The organism is Luteimonas galliterrae (genome assembly GCF_023374055.1).
Taxonomy (GTDB): Bacteria; Pseudomonadota; Gammaproteobacteria; order Xanthomonadales; family Xanthomonadaceae; genus Luteimonas_C; species Luteimonas_C galliterrae.
Map to the genome: position 1 here is coordinate 170,884 of NZ_JAMBEP010000003.1, position 15,652 is coordinate 186,535.

The 15,652-nt window shown below is 64.8% G+C and carries 17 protein-coding genes; 2 read left to right on the forward strand and 15 right to left on the reverse strand.

Annotated elements, in window-relative coordinates; genetic code table 11:
• Positions 1-1,221: 1,221 nt before the first annotated feature.
• The 10 genes from M2650_RS13420 to M2650_RS13465 form a co-directional block, all read right to left on the reverse strand.
• On the reverse strand, positions 1,222-1,647 hold the full coding sequence (locus tag M2650_RS13420; protein ID WP_249475344.1) for a F0F1 ATP synthase subunit epsilon: 426 nt from the start codon (positions 1,645-1,647) through the stop codon (positions 1,222-1,224).
• A 137-nt stretch (positions 1,648-1,784) separates the two neighbouring features.
• Complete coding sequence (gene atpD / locus M2650_RS13425) at positions 1,785-3,218, reverse strand: F0F1 ATP synthase subunit beta (protein ID WP_249475346.1); 1,434 nt, start codon at positions 3,216-3,218, stop codon at positions 1,785-1,787.
• Between the two features lie 117 nt (positions 3,219-3,335).
• Positions 3,336-3,692: a hypothetical protein gene (locus tag M2650_RS13430; protein ID WP_249475347.1), complete on the reverse strand. Its 357-nt coding sequence runs from the start codon at positions 3,690-3,692 to the stop codon at positions 3,336-3,338.
• Positions 3,693-3,819: 127 nt separating this feature from the next.
• A complete protein-coding gene (gene atpG / locus M2650_RS13435; RefSeq protein WP_249475348.1) occupies positions 3,820-4,683 on the reverse strand; it encodes a F0F1 ATP synthase subunit gamma in 864 nt (287 codons plus the stop codon).
• Positions 4,684-4,765: 82 nt separating this feature from the next.
• Positions 4,766-6,316, reverse strand: a complete 1,551-nt coding sequence (gene atpA, locus M2650_RS13440; RefSeq protein ID WP_249475349.1) for a F0F1 ATP synthase subunit alpha — start codon at positions 6,314-6,316, stop codon at positions 4,766-4,768.
• 51 nt (positions 6,317-6,367) lie between these two features.
• Positions 6,368-6,895 carry a F0F1 ATP synthase subunit delta gene (locus tag M2650_RS13445; protein ID WP_249475351.1) on the reverse strand — a complete coding sequence of 176 codons (528 nt, stop codon included), beginning with the start codon at positions 6,893-6,895 and terminating at the stop codon, positions 6,368-6,370.
• 1 nt (position 6,896) lies between these two features.
• A complete protein-coding gene (locus tag M2650_RS13450) occupies positions 6,897-7,367 on the reverse strand; it encodes a F0F1 ATP synthase subunit B (RefSeq protein WP_249475353.1) in 471 nt (156 codons plus the stop codon).
• A gap of 60 nt (positions 7,368-7,427) precedes the next feature.
• Positions 7,428-7,703, reverse strand: a complete 276-nt coding sequence (gene atpE, locus M2650_RS13455; protein WP_425602552.1) for a F0F1 ATP synthase subunit C — start codon at positions 7,701-7,703, stop codon at positions 7,428-7,430.
• Between the two features lie 64 nt (positions 7,704-7,767).
• Positions 7,768-8,652: a F0F1 ATP synthase subunit A gene (gene atpB, locus M2650_RS13460; protein WP_249475355.1), complete on the reverse strand. Its 885-nt coding sequence runs from the start codon at positions 8,650-8,652 to the stop codon at positions 7,768-7,770.
• A gap of 11 nt (positions 8,653-8,663) precedes the next feature.
• Positions 8,664-9,053 (reverse strand): hypothetical protein, encoded by a 390-nt coding sequence (locus M2650_RS13465; protein WP_249475357.1) that lies wholly within the window; start codon positions 9,051-9,053, stop codon positions 8,664-8,666.
• Between the two features lie 351 nt (positions 9,054-9,404).
• Between M2650_RS13465 and M2650_RS13470 the strand changes: the two genes are divergently transcribed.
• Positions 9,405-10,250: a TonB-dependent receptor gene (locus M2650_RS13470; RefSeq protein ID WP_425602553.1), complete on the forward strand. Its 846-nt coding sequence runs from the start codon at positions 9,405-9,407 to the stop codon at positions 10,248-10,250.
• 133 nt (positions 10,251-10,383) lie between these two features.
• Here M2650_RS13470 and M2650_RS13475 read toward each other — a convergent pair whose 3' ends face one another.
• The 4 genes from M2650_RS13475 to M2650_RS13490 all read right to left on the reverse strand — a co-directional run bounded on the left by M2650_RS13475 (position 10,384) and on the right by M2650_RS13490 (position 14,799).
• Positions 10,384-10,620 (reverse strand): hypothetical protein, encoded by a 237-nt coding sequence (locus tag M2650_RS13475; protein WP_249475360.1) that lies wholly within the window; start codon positions 10,618-10,620, stop codon positions 10,384-10,386.
• 24 nt (positions 10,621-10,644) lie between these two features.
• Positions 10,645-12,450 carry a dihydrolipoyl dehydrogenase gene (gene lpdA / locus M2650_RS13480; RefSeq protein ID WP_249475361.1) on the reverse strand — a complete coding sequence of 602 codons (1,806 nt, stop codon included), beginning with the start codon at positions 12,448-12,450 and terminating at the stop codon, positions 10,645-10,647.
• A gap of 11 nt (positions 12,451-12,461) precedes the next feature.
• Positions 12,462-13,847 carry a dihydrolipoyllysine-residue acetyltransferase gene (locus tag M2650_RS13485; RefSeq protein WP_249475363.1) on the reverse strand — a complete coding sequence of 462 codons (1,386 nt, stop codon included), beginning with the start codon at positions 13,845-13,847 and terminating at the stop codon, positions 12,462-12,464.
• 199 nt (positions 13,848-14,046) lie between these two features.
• Positions 14,047-14,799, reverse strand: coding sequence for a DUF2884 family protein (locus tag M2650_RS13490; protein WP_249475364.1), 753 nt, complete (start codon positions 14,797-14,799; stop codon positions 14,047-14,049).
• A gap of 186 nt (positions 14,800-14,985) precedes the next feature.
• Between M2650_RS13490 and M2650_RS13495 the strand changes: the two genes are divergently transcribed.
• Positions 14,986-15,183 (forward strand): hypothetical protein, encoded by a 198-nt coding sequence (locus tag M2650_RS13495; RefSeq protein WP_249475365.1) that lies wholly within the window; start codon positions 14,986-14,988, stop codon positions 15,181-15,183.
• Here the strand turns inward: M2650_RS13495 and M2650_RS13500 are convergent.
• Positions 15,120-15,641 carry a DNA-deoxyinosine glycosylase gene (locus M2650_RS13500; protein WP_249475366.1) on the reverse strand — a complete coding sequence of 174 codons (522 nt, stop codon included), beginning with the start codon at positions 15,639-15,641 and terminating at the stop codon, positions 15,120-15,122. The genes M2650_RS13495 and M2650_RS13500 overlap by 64 nt on opposite strands.
• Positions 15,642-15,652: the final 11 nt, after the last annotated feature.

Below are 15,652 nucleotides of genomic sequence, written 5' to 3' on the forward strand. Positions count from 1 at the left end.
TGCTGTCGCTCTATAAAGCCGTCATCCCCGCGAAGACGGGGATCCAGCGCCTTGGCTTGTCTCCCCTCTTTGAAAAAGAGGGGTCGGGCGAGATTTGCTGTTGCTCTGTAGAGCGGAGCTTGCCCCGCTGCCTTTGCTTGAGATTCTCGCGACCTGCCGGCCCTTTGGGCCGGGGTTTCGTCCGCTAAAACCGCGGCCGAGTTACTTTCTTTTTGTGAGGCCCAAAAAGAACAGTAACCAAAGAAAAAGGGCCTTTGGAAGGGATCCCGGCGATGGGGCCACCCCGTATTCTTGGCCACCGCTCGCCAACGCTCGGGATTCCTCCGTCGCTTCGACATTCAGATTCGAGGCGATCGACCAGAACGCCTCCTTAGCGCAAATCCGCAAAAGCCACGTCACCCATACGCTGCGAATCAAAATCTAGTACCTGCGTAAGAAGGTCACCTGCGACGAAAGCAGGTCCGCTGGCGGACTTTCAGGTGCGACGCATCGCACCGCAGTTCAGGCCCTTTCTTGGGTTACTTTCTTTGGGCCAACAAAGGAAAGTGACCCGGGCGCAGCCCGGAAGCCTTTGTCCATGGCGCGAGTCGCAGCGCAAGCGGCCAGGACGCGGGCCTGGATGACATGCCGCTCCTGCGGCATGCCCTTCGGGCCATCCGCTGCGCGGATGTTCGCTCCGGCATCCTGCCTGCGCAGTCCGGCCTTCGCCGGGATGACAGCTTAGGGGCAACAGCAAAAGCAAGATGGGTTCCAGCGTTCGCTGGGATGACGGCATAAGAGCGAAGGGCTTAAGGGCAAGAGCAGCGGGCGGACTTTCAGGTGCGACGCATCGCACCGCAGTTCAGGCCCTTTCTTGGGTTACTTTCTTTGGGCCAGCAAAGAAAGTGACCCGGCGCAGCCGGAAGCCTTTGTCCATGGCGCGAGCCGCAGCGCAGGCCGCGAGGACGCGGGCCTGGATGACATGCCGCTCCTGCGGCATGCCCTTCGGGCCATCCGCTGCGCGGATGTTCGCTCCGGCATCCTGCCTCCGCAGTCCGGCGTTCGCCGGGATGCGGCTGAGGGGCCAGAGCAACATGGGTCCCAGCGTTCGCTGGGATGACGGCATAAGAGCGAAGGGCTTAAGGGCAAGAGCAGCGGGGCAAGCCCCGCTTACAAAGCGAGGGCTGAAAAGCAAAAAACGCCGGCGCGAGGCCAGCGTTTTTCGTTTCGTCGTCGCGGAGATCAGTGCTTCATGTTCTTGCGCAAACGTTCGAGCGCGCTGAGCTGGGCGACGCTCATCGCCAGCTGCGCCTGCGCTTCTTCGGCGCTCATCTTCGGATCCTTATGCGCCAGCACGCGCTCGGCTTCCTCGATCGCCGCGCGGACCGATGCCTCGTCGATGTCCTGCGCGCGCACCGCGGTGTCGGCCAGAATGGTCACGACCTGCGGCTGCACCTCGAGGATGCCGCCGGAGATGGCGAAGTCCAAGGTTTCGCCGCTAGGCTGCGTCACCACGACTTTGCCCGGCTTCAGACGCGTGATCAGCGGCGCGTGACGCGGCGCGATGCCGAGCTCGCCCAGTTCGCCGGTGGCGACGATCATGGTCGCTTCGCCGTGGAAGATCTCGGCTTCGGCGCTGACGATGTCGCAACGGATGGTGGATGCCATGTTTCCTCGCTTTGCTCGGAAACGGGATTCGGGATTCGGGATTCGGGATTGGCAAACGCGAATCCCAAAAACCTCGTTCCCCCACCCGCTTTTACCGAATCACTAATCCCTAATCACTAATCCCGAAAATTACGGGATCAGCCCGTAATTTTCTTGGCTTTCTCGAGCGCTTCCTCGATGCCGCCGACCATGTAGAAGGCTTGCTCGGGCACGTGGTCGCATTCGCCGTCGACGATCATCTTGAAGCCGCGGATGGTGTCCTTCAGCGACACGTACTTGCCCGGCGAGCCGGTGAACACTTCGGCCACGTGGAACGGCTGGCTGAAGAAGCGCTCGATCTTGCGCGCGCGCGACACGGCCTGCTTGTCCTCTTCCGACAGCTCGTCCATGCCCAGGATCGCGATGATGTCCTTCAGTTCCTTGTACTTCTGCAGCGTCGACTGCACGCGGCGCGCGGTGTCGTAGTGCTCGTTGCCGATCACGTTCGGGTCGAGCTGGCGGCTGGTCGAATCCAGCGGATCCACCGCCGGATAAATACCCAGCGAGGCGATGTTGCGGCTCAGCACGACGGTCGCGTCCAAGTGCGCGAACGTGGTCGCCGGCGACGGGTCGGTCAGGTCGTCCGCGGGCACGTACACGGCCTGGATAGAGGTGATCGAGCCGGTCTTGGTCGAGGTGATGCGCTCCTGCAGCACGCCCATTTCCTCGGCCAGCGTGGGCTGGTAGCCCACCGCCGACGGCATGCGGCCCAGCAGCGCCGACACTTCGGTGCCGGCCAGCGTGTAGCGGTAGATGTTGTCGACGAAGAACAGCACGTCGCGGCCCTTGCCCGAAGCGTCCTTCTCGTCGCGGAAGTATTCGGCCATGGTCAGGCCGGTCAACGCGACGCGCAGGCGGTTGCCCGGCGGCTCGTTCATCTGGCCGTACACCATCGCCACTTTCGACTCCTTCATGTTCTCCAGCTTGATGACGCCGGCTTCGGCCATCTCGTGGTAGAAGTCGTTGCCTTCGCGAGTGCGCTCGCCGACGCCGGCGAACACCGACAGGCCGGCGTGCTCGGTGGCGATGTTGTTGATCAGCTCGAGCATGTTCACGGTCTTGCCCACGCCGGCGCCGCCGAACAGGCCGACCTTGCCGCCCTTGGCGAACGGGCACATCAGGTCGATGACCTTGATGCCGGTTTCCAGCAGCTCGTTGGTCGAGGCCTGGTCTTCGTAGCTCGGCGCGGTGCGGTGGATTTCCCAATGCTCGGTCGCCTCGACCGGGCCGGCTTCGTCGATCGGCTCGCCGAGCACGTTCATGATGCGGCCCAGCGTGCCGACGCCGACCGGCACCGATACGGCCTTGCCGGTGTTGACCGCGACCAGGTGGCGCTTGAGGCCGTCGGTGGAACCCAGCGCGATGGTGCGCACGATGCCGTCGCCGAGCTGCTGCTGCACTTCCAGCGTGATCGCGGTGTTCTGCACCTTCAGCGCGTCGTACACGCGCGGCACGCTCTCGCGCGGGAATTCGACGTCGACGACCGCGCCGATGATCTGGACGATCTTGCCCTGGTTGTTGGCGGTGTTCATGGCCTGACTCACTCTTCAAAAAGTTTTTCGGGTGTTCGGGAAAACCGGGCGGCTTTCCCGAACATCCGCGGGATCGTCGCTGCCCGCCCGGGGACGGACAGCGACGGGATCAAACGATTACTCGCACTTCAGCGCCGCGACGACCTGGGCGAACTGGTCGTTGGCCGACTTGCAGCTGGCGACCAGGCTGGTCTTGTCGGCCACGGCTTCCCATTGCGCCTTGGACTGATCGATGCCCTGCTGGAACGCAGCCGCAGCGGCGTTGCCGCCGGACTTGGCGAAGCAGGCCTTGGCGCGATTCAGATAATCCTCGCACTCCTGCGGCAGGCCCGCGGCAACCGGAGCGGCAGCGGTGGCGGCGGCGTCCGCAGGAGCGGCAGCCGGAGCTGCGGCGTCGGCGGCCGGAGCGGCTTCTTCCTTCTTGCATGCGGCCAGGGCGGCGCACAGGGCGATGGCGATCAGGAGCTTATTCATCAAGGATTCCTTTGTTTGCTGATGGGGACGATTCGATGGTGCGTTTTCGATTGCGCAGAGAAGTTTCCTACTTCAAACCACCGGATCCGCCGTTTGCGCAGCGACAGGCCCAGCAAAAAACGCGATATCAAACCGCCGCGGCACCGCCGACGATTTCCGAGATCTCCTGGGTGATCGCCGCCTGCCGGGCCTTGTTGTAGACCAGGTTCAGCGTTTCGATCAGTTTGTTGGCGTTGTCGCTGGCCGCCTTCATCGCGACCATGCGCGCGGCGTGCTCCGACGCCACGTTCTCCATCACCGCCTGGTACACCAGCGACTCCACGTAACGGGTCAGCACGTGCTCCAGCACGGTCTGCGCGTCGGGTTCGTAGATGTAATCCCAGTCGTGGTGCGCGACCGGCTGGTCCGACTCCGGCAGCGGCAGCAGCTGATCGAACGCCGCGCGCTGGGTCATGGTGTTGACGAAATCGTTGTACACCAGGAACACGCGGTCCACCTTGCCTGCCGTGTACGCGTCCAGCATCACCTTGATCACGCCGACCAGCTGCTCCACATGCGGCTGGTCGCCCAGGTGGGTGACGGTGGCCAGCATGTTGACCTTAATGCGCCGGAAGAATACCGACGCCTTCTGGCCGATGGTGACCACGTCTACCTCGACGCCCTGCTCCTGCCACTTGCGCATTTCGCCCAGCAGCTTGCGGAACAGGTTGTTGTTGAGGCCGCCGGCCAGGCCGCGGTCGGAGGAGACGATGATGTAGCCGACGCGCTTGGTTTCCGCGCGCTGCACCAGGTACGGATGCTGGAACTCGGAATTGGCCTGCGCCAGATGGCCGATGACCTGCTTCATGGCGCGCGCGTACGGACGCGACGCCTTCATGCGTTCCTGCGCCTTGCGGATCTTGGAGGCCGAGACCATTTCGAGCGCGCGCGTCACCTTGCGGGTGTTCTGCACGCTCTTGATCTTGGTTTTGATTTCTCTGCCGCCTGCCATCTCTTTCTTCCCGTGGGGCGGGTTTCAACCCGCCGTTACGACTTCGGAACCTACGAGCCGCGGGTCGAGACCCGCCCTGCGCTTACCAGCTGCCGGTTGCGACGAATTCTTCGATGCCCTTCTTGAAGCCGGCCTCGATCTCGTCGTTCCAGTCGCCGCTGTCGTTGATCTTCTTCAGCAGGTCGCCGGAGGTGTTGGCGAAGTGCGCGTGCAGCGCCTCTTCGAACGCGCCGATCTTGTTGACCGGCACCTCGTCCATGTAGCCCTTGTCGACCGCGTAGATCGACAGCGACTGCTCGGCCACCGACATCGGCGCGTACTGCTTCTGCTTCATCAGCTCGGTGACGCGCTGGCCGCGCTCGAGCTGCTTGCGGGTGGCTTCGTCCAGGTCCGAGGCGAACTGCGCGAACGCAGCCAGCTCGCGGTACTGGGCCAGCGCGATACGGATGCCGCCGGACAGCTTCTTCATGATCTTGGTCTGCGCCGCGCCGCCGACGCGCGACACCGAGATGCCGGCGTTCACGGCCGGGCGGATGCCGGCGTTGAACAGGTCGGTCTCGAGGAAGATCTGGCCGTCGGTGATCGAGATCACGTTGGTCGGCACGAACGCGGACACGTCGCCGGCCTGGGTTTCGATGATCGGCAGCGCGGTCAGCGAGCCGGTCTTGCCCTTGACCTTGCCTTCGGTGAATTTCTCGACATAGGCCTCGTTGACGCGCGCGGCGCGCTCGAGCAGGCGGCTGTGCAGGTAGAACACGTCGCCCGGGTACGCTTCGCGGCCCGGCGGGCGGCGCAGCAGCAGCGAGATCTGGCGGTAGGCCACGGCCTGCTTGGACAGGTCGTCGTAGATGATCAGCGCGTCTTCGCCGCGGTCGCGGTAGTACTCGCCCATGGTGCAGCCGGCGTACGGCGCGATGTACTGCATCGCGGCCGATTCGGCGGCGGCGGCGGCGACGACGATGGTGTGGGCCATCGCGCCGTGCTCTTCCAGCTTGCGCACGACGTTGGCGATCGAGCTGTTCTTCTGCCCGATGGCCACGTAGATGCACTTAACGCCGGTGCCCTTCTGGTTGATGATCGCGTCGATCGCGACCGCGGTCTTGCCGGTCTGGCGGTCGCCGATGATCAGCTCGCGCTGGCCGCGGCCGATCGGGATCATCGAGTCGATGGCCTTGTAGCCGGTCTGCACCGGCTGCGACACCGACTTGCGCGCGATCACGCCCGGGGCGATGGTTTCCACCGGCGCGGTCTGCGTGGCGGCGATCGGGCCCTTGCCGTCGATCGGCTCGCCGAGCGCGTTGACGACGCGGCCCAGCAGTTCCGGGCCGATCGGCACTTCCAGGATGCGCGCGGTGGTCTTGGCGGTGTCGCCTTCGCGCAGGTGTTCGTAGTCGCCGAGCACCACGGCGCCGACCGAGTCGCGCTCCAGGTTCAGCGCCAGCGCGAACGTGTTGTTGGGCAGTTCGATCATTTCGCCCTGCATCACGTCGGCCAGGCCGTGGATGCGCACGATGCCGTCGGACACCGAGGTGACCGTGCCTTCGTTGCGCGCCTCGGCGGCCAGCTTGACCTTCTCGATGCGGTTCTTGATCAGTTCGCTGATTTCGGACGGGTTGAGCTGCGTGGTTGCCATCGGTGTTTCCCTGTGTGCCGGCGTCGCCGCCGGCTGACTAAATGAATGTCGTTAGTTGGCCAATGCGGACTGCAGGCGCGACAGCTTGCCGCGCAGCGATCCGTCGATGACCACGTCGCCGGCATCGATCACCGCGCCGCCGATCAGCGACTCGTCGACCGCCGTCTCGATCTCGACCTCGCGGCCGAAGCGCTTCTTCAGCGCGGCCTTGAGCGTTTCCAGTTCGCCGGCCGGCAGCGCCGCGGCGGACGTCACCTTGGCCTTGACCACGCGCTCGGCTTCGGCGCGCAGCTCCTCGTACAGGCCCGCGATTTCCGGCAGCAGCGCGAGGCGGCGGTTGTCCGCCAACAATGCGAGGAAGTTGCCGAAGGTCTCGCTGGCGCCGTCGGGCGACAGCAGCGTCACCGCATCGGCATGGGTCAGCTTGGGATTGCCCAGCAGCGCGGCGATCTGCGGATCGGCGCCGATGCGCGCGGCGAAGCCGAGCGCATCGGACCAGGCCGACAATTTGCCGCCGTCGCGAGCGAGCGAGAAAGCGGCGCGTGCGTAGGGACGGGCGAGGGTGAGGGCCTGGCTCATATCAGATCTCTGCCGCCAGCTCTTCGAGCAGCGCCTTGTGGGCGTTGGCGTCGATTTCGCGGCGCAGCAGCTTCTCGGCGCCGCTCACGGCCAGCGAGGACACCTGCTTGCGCAGATCTTCGCGGGCGCGGTTGGAGGCCGCGGCGATCTCGCTTTCGGCCAACGCCTTCTGGCGTGCGCCTTCGGCGATCGCTTCGGTCTTGGCCGCATCGATGATCTGATTGGCGCGCTGATGCGCCTGCTCGATGATCTCGTTGGCCTTGGCGCGGGCGACCTTCAACTCTTCGTTGACCTTGTCCTGCGCCTGGGCCAGCGCCTTCTGGCTGTTGTCGGCCGCGGCGAGGCCTTCAGCGATCTTCTGCTGGCGTTCCTCGATGGCCGCGATGATGTGCGGCCAGCCGAACTTCATCACCATCCACGCGACCGCGAAGAACGCGAGTCCCTGGACGACGAATGTAAGGTTGATATCCATTGCGTTGCTCCTGGCGCCGACGGCCCTATGCCATCGGCGATTGCCTGACCGCGTTGCTGATTAGGCGCCGAGCGCCGACAGGAACGGGTTGGCGAAGATCAGGAGCAGCGCGATGGCGACGCCGATGATCGGCACCGCGTCCAGCAAGCCGGCGACGATGAACATCTTGGTCTGCAGCATCGGGGTCAGTTCCGGCTGGCGGGCCGAACCCTCCAGGAACTTGCCGCCGAGGATGGCGAAACCGATCGCGGTGCCGAGGGCGCCCAGGCCGATCAGGAGGCCGGCGGCGATGACGGTGAACTTCATCACTTCGGCGATGAGGGCTGCGTTTTCCATGGTGTGCTCCGTATTGCGCTAGATAAAAAGAAACTGTGGGTGGGAGGTGAAATTCGAAACGGGGTCAGTGGCTCTCCGCCGCCATGCTCAGGTAGACGATGGTCAGCATCATGAATATGAAAGCCTGCAGCGTGATCACCAGGATGTGGAACGCGGTCCACACGAACCCGGAGATGAACTGCAGCGGGCCCATGACGTAGGTCATTCCGCTGGAGAACGCGGCGTTCCAGGTCATCAGCGCGATCAGGATGAAGATCAGCTCGCCGGCGTACATGTTGCCGAACAGTCGCAGCGTAAGGCTGAGCGGGCGCACCAGCTCTTCGATGATGCGCAGCAGCAGGTTGGCCGGGGCCAACAAGATCTTCATCACCGCGCCTTCGGCATGGAACGGCGCGGTGAACGCTTCCTTGGTGAAGGTGCCTAGGCCCTTGTGGCTGATGCCGAACACCTGGATCAGCAGGAACACCATCAGCGACAGGCCGAGCGTGGTGTTGAGGTCGGCGGTGGGCACCACGCGCAGATAGGCGTGGGACGCATCGTGGCCGGCGACTTCATGGCCCGTGGCCCACAGGCCCGGCAACCAGTCGACCGGGATCATGTCCATGAAGTTCATCAGGAACACGACGCAGAAGATGGTCAATGCCAGCGGCGCGATCAGCTTGCTGCGGCCGTGGAAGGTCTCGCGCACCATGCCGTCGACGAAGCCCACGACCATCTCGACGAAGGCCTGGAACTTGCCCGGCACGCCCGGTGTGGCCTTGCGCGCGGTGCGGATGAAGAAGAACAGGAACAACGCGCACAACGCCAGTGTGAACGCCACGCTGTCGATGTTGATCGTCATGAACTTGCCTTCGCCCACCTGCCATTGGAGATGGTGAAGGTGATGCTGGATGTATTCGGTGGCCCCGCCGCCGGATTCCGGCGCTTGACCCGTGCTTTCGACGATCACGCTATCGACCCTTACGTTTGCGTTCGTTTTGAAGGATGTAACCGAAGATTCAAAGCCAACAGATAAGCCAGCAATCCCGCCGCCAGCCCCGCCACCATCGGAAGCGGCGGCAAGCGCCAGGCTCCCAATGCGATCGCGAACATGCCTATCGCGACCACCCACTTGAGCAGCGCGCCGAGCAGCAGCCGCGCGAACGCGACCCTTGCCGGCACGATCCCCCCCAACGACACACCGGCCGCCAGCGCATTGCCCAAGGCCAACGCGCCGCCGCCGATCCCCGCCGCCAACGCCTGCCGCGGCCCTTGCATCAGGAACGCCAGCGCGACCAACAGGGCGACGGCGACCTGGACTGCCGCGGCGCGAAGCGCCGAGCGGCGGCCAGCAGCAATGGGATCGTGCACGCTCGACCCTGTTCAGCTTGCGGAGGATGGGGCGCCAATAACGCCCCGCGGAGCCGCAAAATTATAGCAGTCGGCCTTTTTCTGCGGCAACCGCTGAAAGTTCGGTCGCCGTCATCGAGTTGCGATATTCATGTCCGTGCGCGCCTGTTCGCATCGCTGCGGAACCTTTGCCGAAACGGCGGGTCAGTCTTAGTGAAGCCTGCCCCACAACCCTCGTCGATCCTTGTGGCAGGCCCCAGAAGCCCCGGTCCAGACCGGGGCTTCGCCTTTTCCGGCTGAAGCGATCGCTTCGATGGAAACGCTTTCACGCTCGCTGCACCCCGGATCCGTCATTAATACACCGGGCGGTACATGAAGTACCGCCTCTTTTTTCGACTCCGGAGCCTTGCTGTGATCCCCCAAAAAATCCCCCTGACCCTGGGCCTGACGCTCGCTGGCGCGCTACTCGCCCTGCCCGCCCATGCCGACGAAGACCGTTTCGTGCTGCGCCTGGGCGCGATGAACGCCGAAGCCGACAGCACCCTTTCCGGCCGCACCGTATTCGCGGGCCAGCCCCTGAGCTTCGAGGAAGACTTCGATTTCGGCGGCGAAGAGCTCGTTCCGCGCGTCGAAGGCATGTTCAAGTTCGGCGACCGCCACCGCCTGCTGTTCAACTATTTCAATTACGACAAAGACCGCCGCGCGACGCTGGACAACGATTTCTCGTTCCAGAACATCACCATCCCGCGCGGCAGCTTCGCCAAGACCGAAGCGCAGTTCGAATTGGCCAGCGCGATGTACGACTATTCGATCGTCGAAACCCCGACCAACAGCCTGGGCCTGCAGATCGGCGTCGAGTACGCCAAGCTCGAAGCGAAGCTGTTCGCGCAGGCCGGGCCCTTCAGCTACGAGGACAGCGCCAGCGACGACGGCTACGCGCCGGTGGTCGGCCTGCGTTACACGGCATCGCCGAACGACCATTGGCGTTTCGTCGTGCAAGGCCAGTACTTGAATGCGGACTGGGGCAACTTCGACGACTACGAAGGCGACATCAGCCGCGCCAATGCCATCGCCGAATACCGCTTCACCAAGAACTTCGGCGCTTACCTCGGCTACGACTGGTTCAAGATCGACGTCGAGCGCGGCGGCAACGACGGCGTGCTGGGCCTGGACCAGCGCTTCAAGGGGCCGATCGCGGGCGTGACGTTCGCGTTCTGATATCCGACCTGCAGAGCGGAGCTTGCTCCACTGCTTTCTGTAGGTGCGAATTTATTCGCACGCTCTTTGCGACAAAATCAAGAGCGTGCGAATAAATTCGCACCTACCAAGCAGAGGTTTCCGCTCTACGAGATCAATCGGCCTGCCAGCGGATCTCGCACTCGCCGTTGGCGTCCAGCGCCGACTTGATCGCATCGAGGAGCGCCGACGACGCGCCGGCGTCGGCCAGCATCATGAAGGTGTCGTTGTTGACGTAGTAGTCGCGGTCTCGGCTTGACTCTTCTTCGAACTGCGCGATCAGCAGATCCACGTCTTCCTGGCTGACCTCGCCGAGCAGGCGGTCGTTGGACTTGTCGTAAAGCTTGGGCATGTGCCGCTCCTGGCGTGGTCGCGATTACTTTCTTTTCGGAATATACAGGTCGGTGATGGTGCCTTCGTACACTTCCGCCGCCATGCCCACCGACTCGCCGAGCGTGGGATGCGGGTGGATGGTATGGCCGATGTCGGCCGCTTCGCAGCCCATCTCGATCGCCAGCGCCAGTTCGGAGATCAGGTCGCCGGCATGCACGCCGACGATGCCGGCGCCGATGATGCGGTGCGTGGCTTCGTCGAAGATCAGCTTGGTGAAGCCCTCGGTGCGGCCGATGCCGATGGCGCGGCCGCTGGCCACCCACGGGAACTTGCCGACGCCGTAGTGGATGCCCTTGGCCTTGGCTTCGGTCTCGGTGACGCCCACCCAGGCGATTTCCGGATCGGTGAAGGCCACCGACGGGATCACGCGCGCGACCCATTCCTTCTTTTCGCCCGCCGCTACTTCGGCGGCGAGCCTGCCTTCGTGCGAGGCTTTGTGCGCCAGCATCGGCTGCCCGATGATGTCGCCGATCGCGAAGATGTGCGGCACGTTGGTGCGCATCTGCCGGTCGACGTCGATGAAGCCGCGTTCGCCGACGCGCACGCCGGCCTTTTCGGCGTCGAGCTTCTTGCCGTTGGGCGCGCGGCCCACCGCCACCAGCACGCGGTCGAACAGCTTGTCGGCAGGTTCGCTGGCGCCTTCGAACGTACAGACGATGCCGTTCTTCTGCGCCTTGGCTTCGACGACCTTGGTTTTCAGGTGAATGGCGACGCCTTGCTTCTTCAAACGGTCCGCCAGCGGCTTGACCAGGTCCAAATCGGCGCCCGGCATCAACTGATCGGCCAGTTCGACGACGGTGACTGCGCTGCCCAGCGCGCGATACACCGTAGCCATTTCCAGGCCGATGATGCCGCCGCCGACCACCAGCAGTTTCTTCGGCGTTTCGGCCAATTCCAGCGCATCGGTGGAATCCATCACCCGCGGGTCGTCCCACGGGAAGCCCGGCAGCTTCAGCGGCTGCGAGCCGGCGGCGATCACGCACTGCTCGAAGCGCAGCAGTTGCGGCTTGCCGTCGACGACCACTTCCATTTCGTTCGCGGATACGAATTTCGCAACGCCGGTCACCACGCGCACCTTGCGCTGCTTGGACATGCCGGCCAGGCCCTTGGTCAGCTGGGCGACGACCTTTTCCTTGTAGGCGCGCAGCTTGTCGATCGCGATCTTGGGCTTGCCGAAGTCGACGCCGAAATCGGCGGCGTGCGCGGCCTCTTCGATCACCGCAGCGGCGTGCAGCAATGCCTTGGACGGAATGCAGCCGACGTTGAGGCAGACGCCGCCGAGCGTGGGATAGCGCTCGATCAGCACCGTGTCCATGCCCAGATCCGCAGCACGGAACGCGGCGCTGTAGCCGCCGACGCCGGCGCCGAGCACGACGATCTTGCATTCGATGTCGGCTTTCTTGCCGCTGGTCGCGACGGCCTGCGGCGCAGGTTCTGCAGGTTTGGCCGGCGATGGCGCGACCGGCGGCTTGGGCGTCGGAGCCTCGGCGGCAGGAGCAGGGGTTGCGGCAGCGGGCTTGGCCTCGGCAGGTTTGGCGTCGGCGGCGCCTTCGCTCTCCAGGATCGCGACCACGGAGCCTTCGGACAGCTTGTCGCCGACCTTGACTTTCAATTCTTTGACCACGCCCGCGGCCGACGACGGCACTTCCATGGTCGCCTTGTCCGATTCCAGCGTGACCAGGCCCTGGTCCTTGGCGACGGTGTCGCCGACCGCGACCAGCACTTCGATCACCGGCACGTCGTCGTAGCCGCCGATGTCGGGAACCTTGATTTCGATCGTATTGGCCATCGTCGCGCCCCTTACAACAGCACGCGGCGCATGTCGCCGAGCAATTGCGCCAGATAGGCGGTGAAGCGCGCGGCGGCGGCGCCGTCGATCACGCGGTGGTCGTAGCTCAGCGACAACGGCAGGATCAGCCGCGGCGCGAATTGCTTGCCGTCCCAGACCGGCTTGGTCGCCGACTTCGACACGCCCAGGATCGCGACTTCGGGCGCATTGACGATCGGCGTGAACGCGGTGCCGCCGATGCCGCCGAGCGAGCTGATCGAGAAGCAGCCGCCGCTCATCTCGGCCGGACCGAGCTTGCCGTCGCGCGCCTTCTTGGCCAGTTCGGAGGTTTCGTGGGCGATATCGATCACGCCTTTCCTGTCGACGTCGCGCACCACCGGCACGACCAGGCCGTTGGGCGTGTCGGCGGCGAAGCCGATGTGGAAATATTTCTTCAGCGTCAGGTTCTCGCCGCTCGCATCGAGCGACGAATTGAAATCCGGGAATTTCTGCAGCGCGGCCACGCTGGCCTTCATGATGAAGGCGAGCATGGTGAGCTTGATGCCGGCCTTCTCGTTTTCCTTGTTGAGGGCGACGCGCAGTTCCTCCAGACCGGTGATGTCGGCATCGTCGTGCTGGGTGACGTGCGGGATCATCGCCCAGTTGCGCGCCAGGTTGGCGCCGGAGATCTTCTTGATCTTCGACAGCGGCTTGGTTTCGGTCTCGCCGAACTTGGCGAAATCCACCTTGGGCCAAGGCAGCAAATTCAAACCGCCGCCGCCGCCGACCGCAGCAGTCGCGGCGCCGCCGGTTTGCAGCGCGTGCTTGACGTGGTTCTGCACGTCTTCCTTGCTGATCCGGCCGCCGCGCGCGGAACCGCTGACCTGCAGCAGATCCACGCCGAGTTCGCGTGCGAACAGGCGCACCGCCGGGCTGGCGTAAGGCACCTTGCCGGGCAGAAGCGCTTCGGCGTCGAAACGCACCGGCGGCAGGCCGGCGCCCATCGGCGCGGCTTCGGCGGCCTGCGCCGCCTGGCTGGCGGCGATAGAGACTTCGGCGATGTTGTCTGGCTTGGCGGCCGGTGCGACGGGTTCGACGATGGGATCGTCCTTGGACTCGATCACCGCCGGCGCCGGCGCGGACGCGGGCTTGTCGGCGGAAGCGGCGGCGCCGGCATCGGCGGCTTCGATCATCGCCACCACGCTGCCTTCGGACAGCGCGTCGCCGACCTTGACCTTCAATTCCTTGATCACGCCGGCGAACGGCGCCGGCACTTCCATGGTCGCTTTGTCGGACTCCAGGGTGATCAGGCCCTGGTCCTTGGCGACGCTGTCGCCGACCGCGACCAGCACCTCGATCACCGGCACGTCGTCGTAGCCGCCGATATCCGGGACGCGCGCTTCCTTCAACTCGGCCATGCGGCCCTCCGACGTACAGTGAGAGGGCTATTGTGGCGGGTGAAGCGTTAAGCGCCAACCACGATCGGCCCGTACGGCGCCGGATGCCCGCAAAGCGCGCTTTTAGTAGGAACGGCTTCAGCCGCGAGCTTTTTTGCCCGGCAGCAAATATGCGGATAAAAGCTCGCGGCTGAAGCCGCTCCTACGAAGAGCAGGACGCTCAATCGCGGTCGCGGCGCTTTTCCGGCGGCTTGAGCTCGAGCAGGTCCAGCGTCCGGCCGTCGGCCAGGCGGTATTCCAGCGTGTTGTCGATGCCGTCCAGCGCTTCCATCTTCCGGCAAAGGGCGCGGGCACGGACTTCCAGCGCGTCGGCGCGCGGCTTGATGCGCGCTTCGATGTCCTTGTCCATGTTCTCCATCCGCTTCAGCCGCTCCTCGTCGCCGGAGAATGCCGCGCCGAGCGCGCCGCTGACGATGTCGCCGATCAGCGTGGGCAACACGTCCTTGACTGCGTTGCCGATGCTTTCGCCCATGGCCTCGCTGTTGTAGTGGGTGGGACTCACCGCACGCGCCAGTTCGCGGTCCAGTTGCGTGCGGGCCTTGTCGAGCTTGCTGCGGGTGCGCGCCGGATCGCCGCCGAATCCGGCGGCAACTTCGGCCAGCGTGGTAAAGGCGATGTCGGCAGCATCCAGGCCCACCTGCCGCGCCAGCGGCATCACCGCGCGCGCCTCGCGTTCGTAGTCCGCGATGCGCTTGCTGTCGGCCGCACTCAAGGTCACCCAGCGGTCGTCGACGAACATGCGGCCCTGGCGCATCACGATCGCCTTGGGCGTGCCCGTGCTGCGGGTGAAGATGACGCTCTTGTCGGTGATCGCGAAGTCGTAATCGCTATCGACGTCGCATTCGACGTTGATATCCGCCTGGGCGGTGCCGGCCAGCAGCAACAACGAAAGCCCTATCGAAGCCGAACGCATGATCGTTTCCCATGTCGGATATTCCGGACGCCGCCAGCTTGCCAAATCCGGCGCTCCGCGTCCCCTGCCGGTCGGCGCCATGACCTTCGTCACGTGAACAGGCGGCCATGCAACGCCGGGCGCTCGCGGCGCATCCCTAAATGCAAGGGACCCGGGATGCGGAATGAAAGACTTACGGTGACCGCCATGCAACGCTTGCAACACGTCTTCCAGCGCGGCGCGCTGGCGCTGGCTCTGCTGACCGCCGGGATCGGCTGCGGCTACGGCCTCTACCGCCCCGACGCCGCCAGTCCCTGCGCCTCGGCCGCTGGCATCCGCACTTATTCGCCGGAACGGGCGGCCGTCACCGCGGACCACGCCGCCTGCAACTGCGCCAACGCGTAGGACGCGTTGGCGGGACTGGTCGACGGCAGGCGGTGGATCGACAGCCGTCGCGCCAGCGCCGCGTCCAGTTGCGGTTCGACGTGGCGCGCGAACGCTTGCGCCGCCTTGCCGCCGTTCAAAGCGATCGCACGCAAACCCGGCGACCGCGCGCACAGCGCGGCGATGGGGTTTGCGATTTCGCTATCGCGTTCGATCGCGCTGTCCAGACTGCCGCGCCGCACGCAAGCGCCGAGCACGTCCCACAGGCCCACGCCTGCGGCATGCAACGCGGCGATCCGCTGCGGATAAGGCAAGCCCGCATCGACGCCGAACAACGCTTCCATCAGCGGCCAGAAGCGGTTGCGCGGATGGCCGTAGTACTGCTGCTGACGCAACGACGCTTCGCCGGGCATCGAACCGAGCACCAGTACGCGCATGCCGTCGCCGATCGCAGGCGGCAAGCCGCGCAACAAACTCATGCTTTTTCTCG

Bases quoted from the DNA above. Each gene is read 5' to 3' on its own strand.
- atpA (WP_249475349.1), bottom strand. From the start codon at position 6,316: ATGGCAACCACGCAGCTCAACCCGTCCGAAATCAGCGAACTGATCAAG.
- M2650_RS13470 (WP_425602553.1), top strand. From the start codon at position 9,405: ATGAAGTACCGCCTCTTTTTTCGACTCCGGAGCCTTGCTGTGATCCCC.
- lpdA (WP_249475361.1), bottom strand. From the start codon at position 12,450: ATGGCCAATACGATCGAAATCAAGGTTCCCGACATCGGCGGCTACGAC.
- M2650_RS13500 (WP_249475366.1), bottom strand. From the start codon at position 15,641: ATGAGTTTGTTGCGCGGCTTGCCGCCTGCGATCGGCGACGGCATGCGC.
- M2650_RS13475 (WP_249475360.1), bottom strand. From the start codon at position 10,620: ATGCCCAAGCTTTACGACAAGTCCAACGACCGCCTGCTCGGCGAGGTC.
- atpE (WP_425602552.1), bottom strand. From the start codon at position 7,703: ATGGAAAACGCAGCCCTCATCGCCGAAGTGATGAAGTTCACCGTCATC.
- M2650_RS13445 (WP_249475351.1), bottom strand. From the start codon at position 6,895: ATGAGCCAGGCCCTCACCCTCGCCCGTCCCTACGCACGCGCCGCTTTC.
- atpD (WP_249475346.1), bottom strand. From the start codon at position 3,218: ATGAACACCGCCAACAACCAGGGCAAGATCGTCCAGATCATCGGCGCG.
- M2650_RS13485 (WP_249475363.1), bottom strand. From the start codon at position 13,847: ATGGCCGAGTTGAAGGAAGCGCGCGTCCCGGATATCGGCGGCTACGAC.
- M2650_RS13430 (WP_249475347.1), bottom strand. From the start codon at position 3,692: ATGAATAAGCTCCTGATCGCCATCGCCCTGTGCGCCGCCCTGGCCGCA.
- M2650_RS13495 (WP_249475365.1), top strand. From the start codon at position 14,986: ATGCAACGCTTGCAACACGTCTTCCAGCGCGGCGCGCTGGCGCTGGCT.
- M2650_RS13420 (WP_249475344.1), bottom strand. From the start codon at position 1,647: ATGGCATCCACCATCCGTTGCGACATCGTCAGCGCCGAAGCCGAGATC.
- atpG (WP_249475348.1), bottom strand. From the start codon at position 4,683: ATGGCAGGCGGCAGAGAAATCAAAACCAAGATCAAGAGCGTGCAGAAC.
- M2650_RS13450 (WP_249475353.1), bottom strand. From the start codon at position 7,367: ATGGATATCAACCTTACATTCGTCGTCCAGGGACTCGCGTTCTTCGCG.
- M2650_RS13490 (WP_249475364.1), bottom strand. From the start codon at position 14,799: ATGCGTTCGGCTTCGATAGGGCTTTCGTTGTTGCTGCTGGCCGGCACC.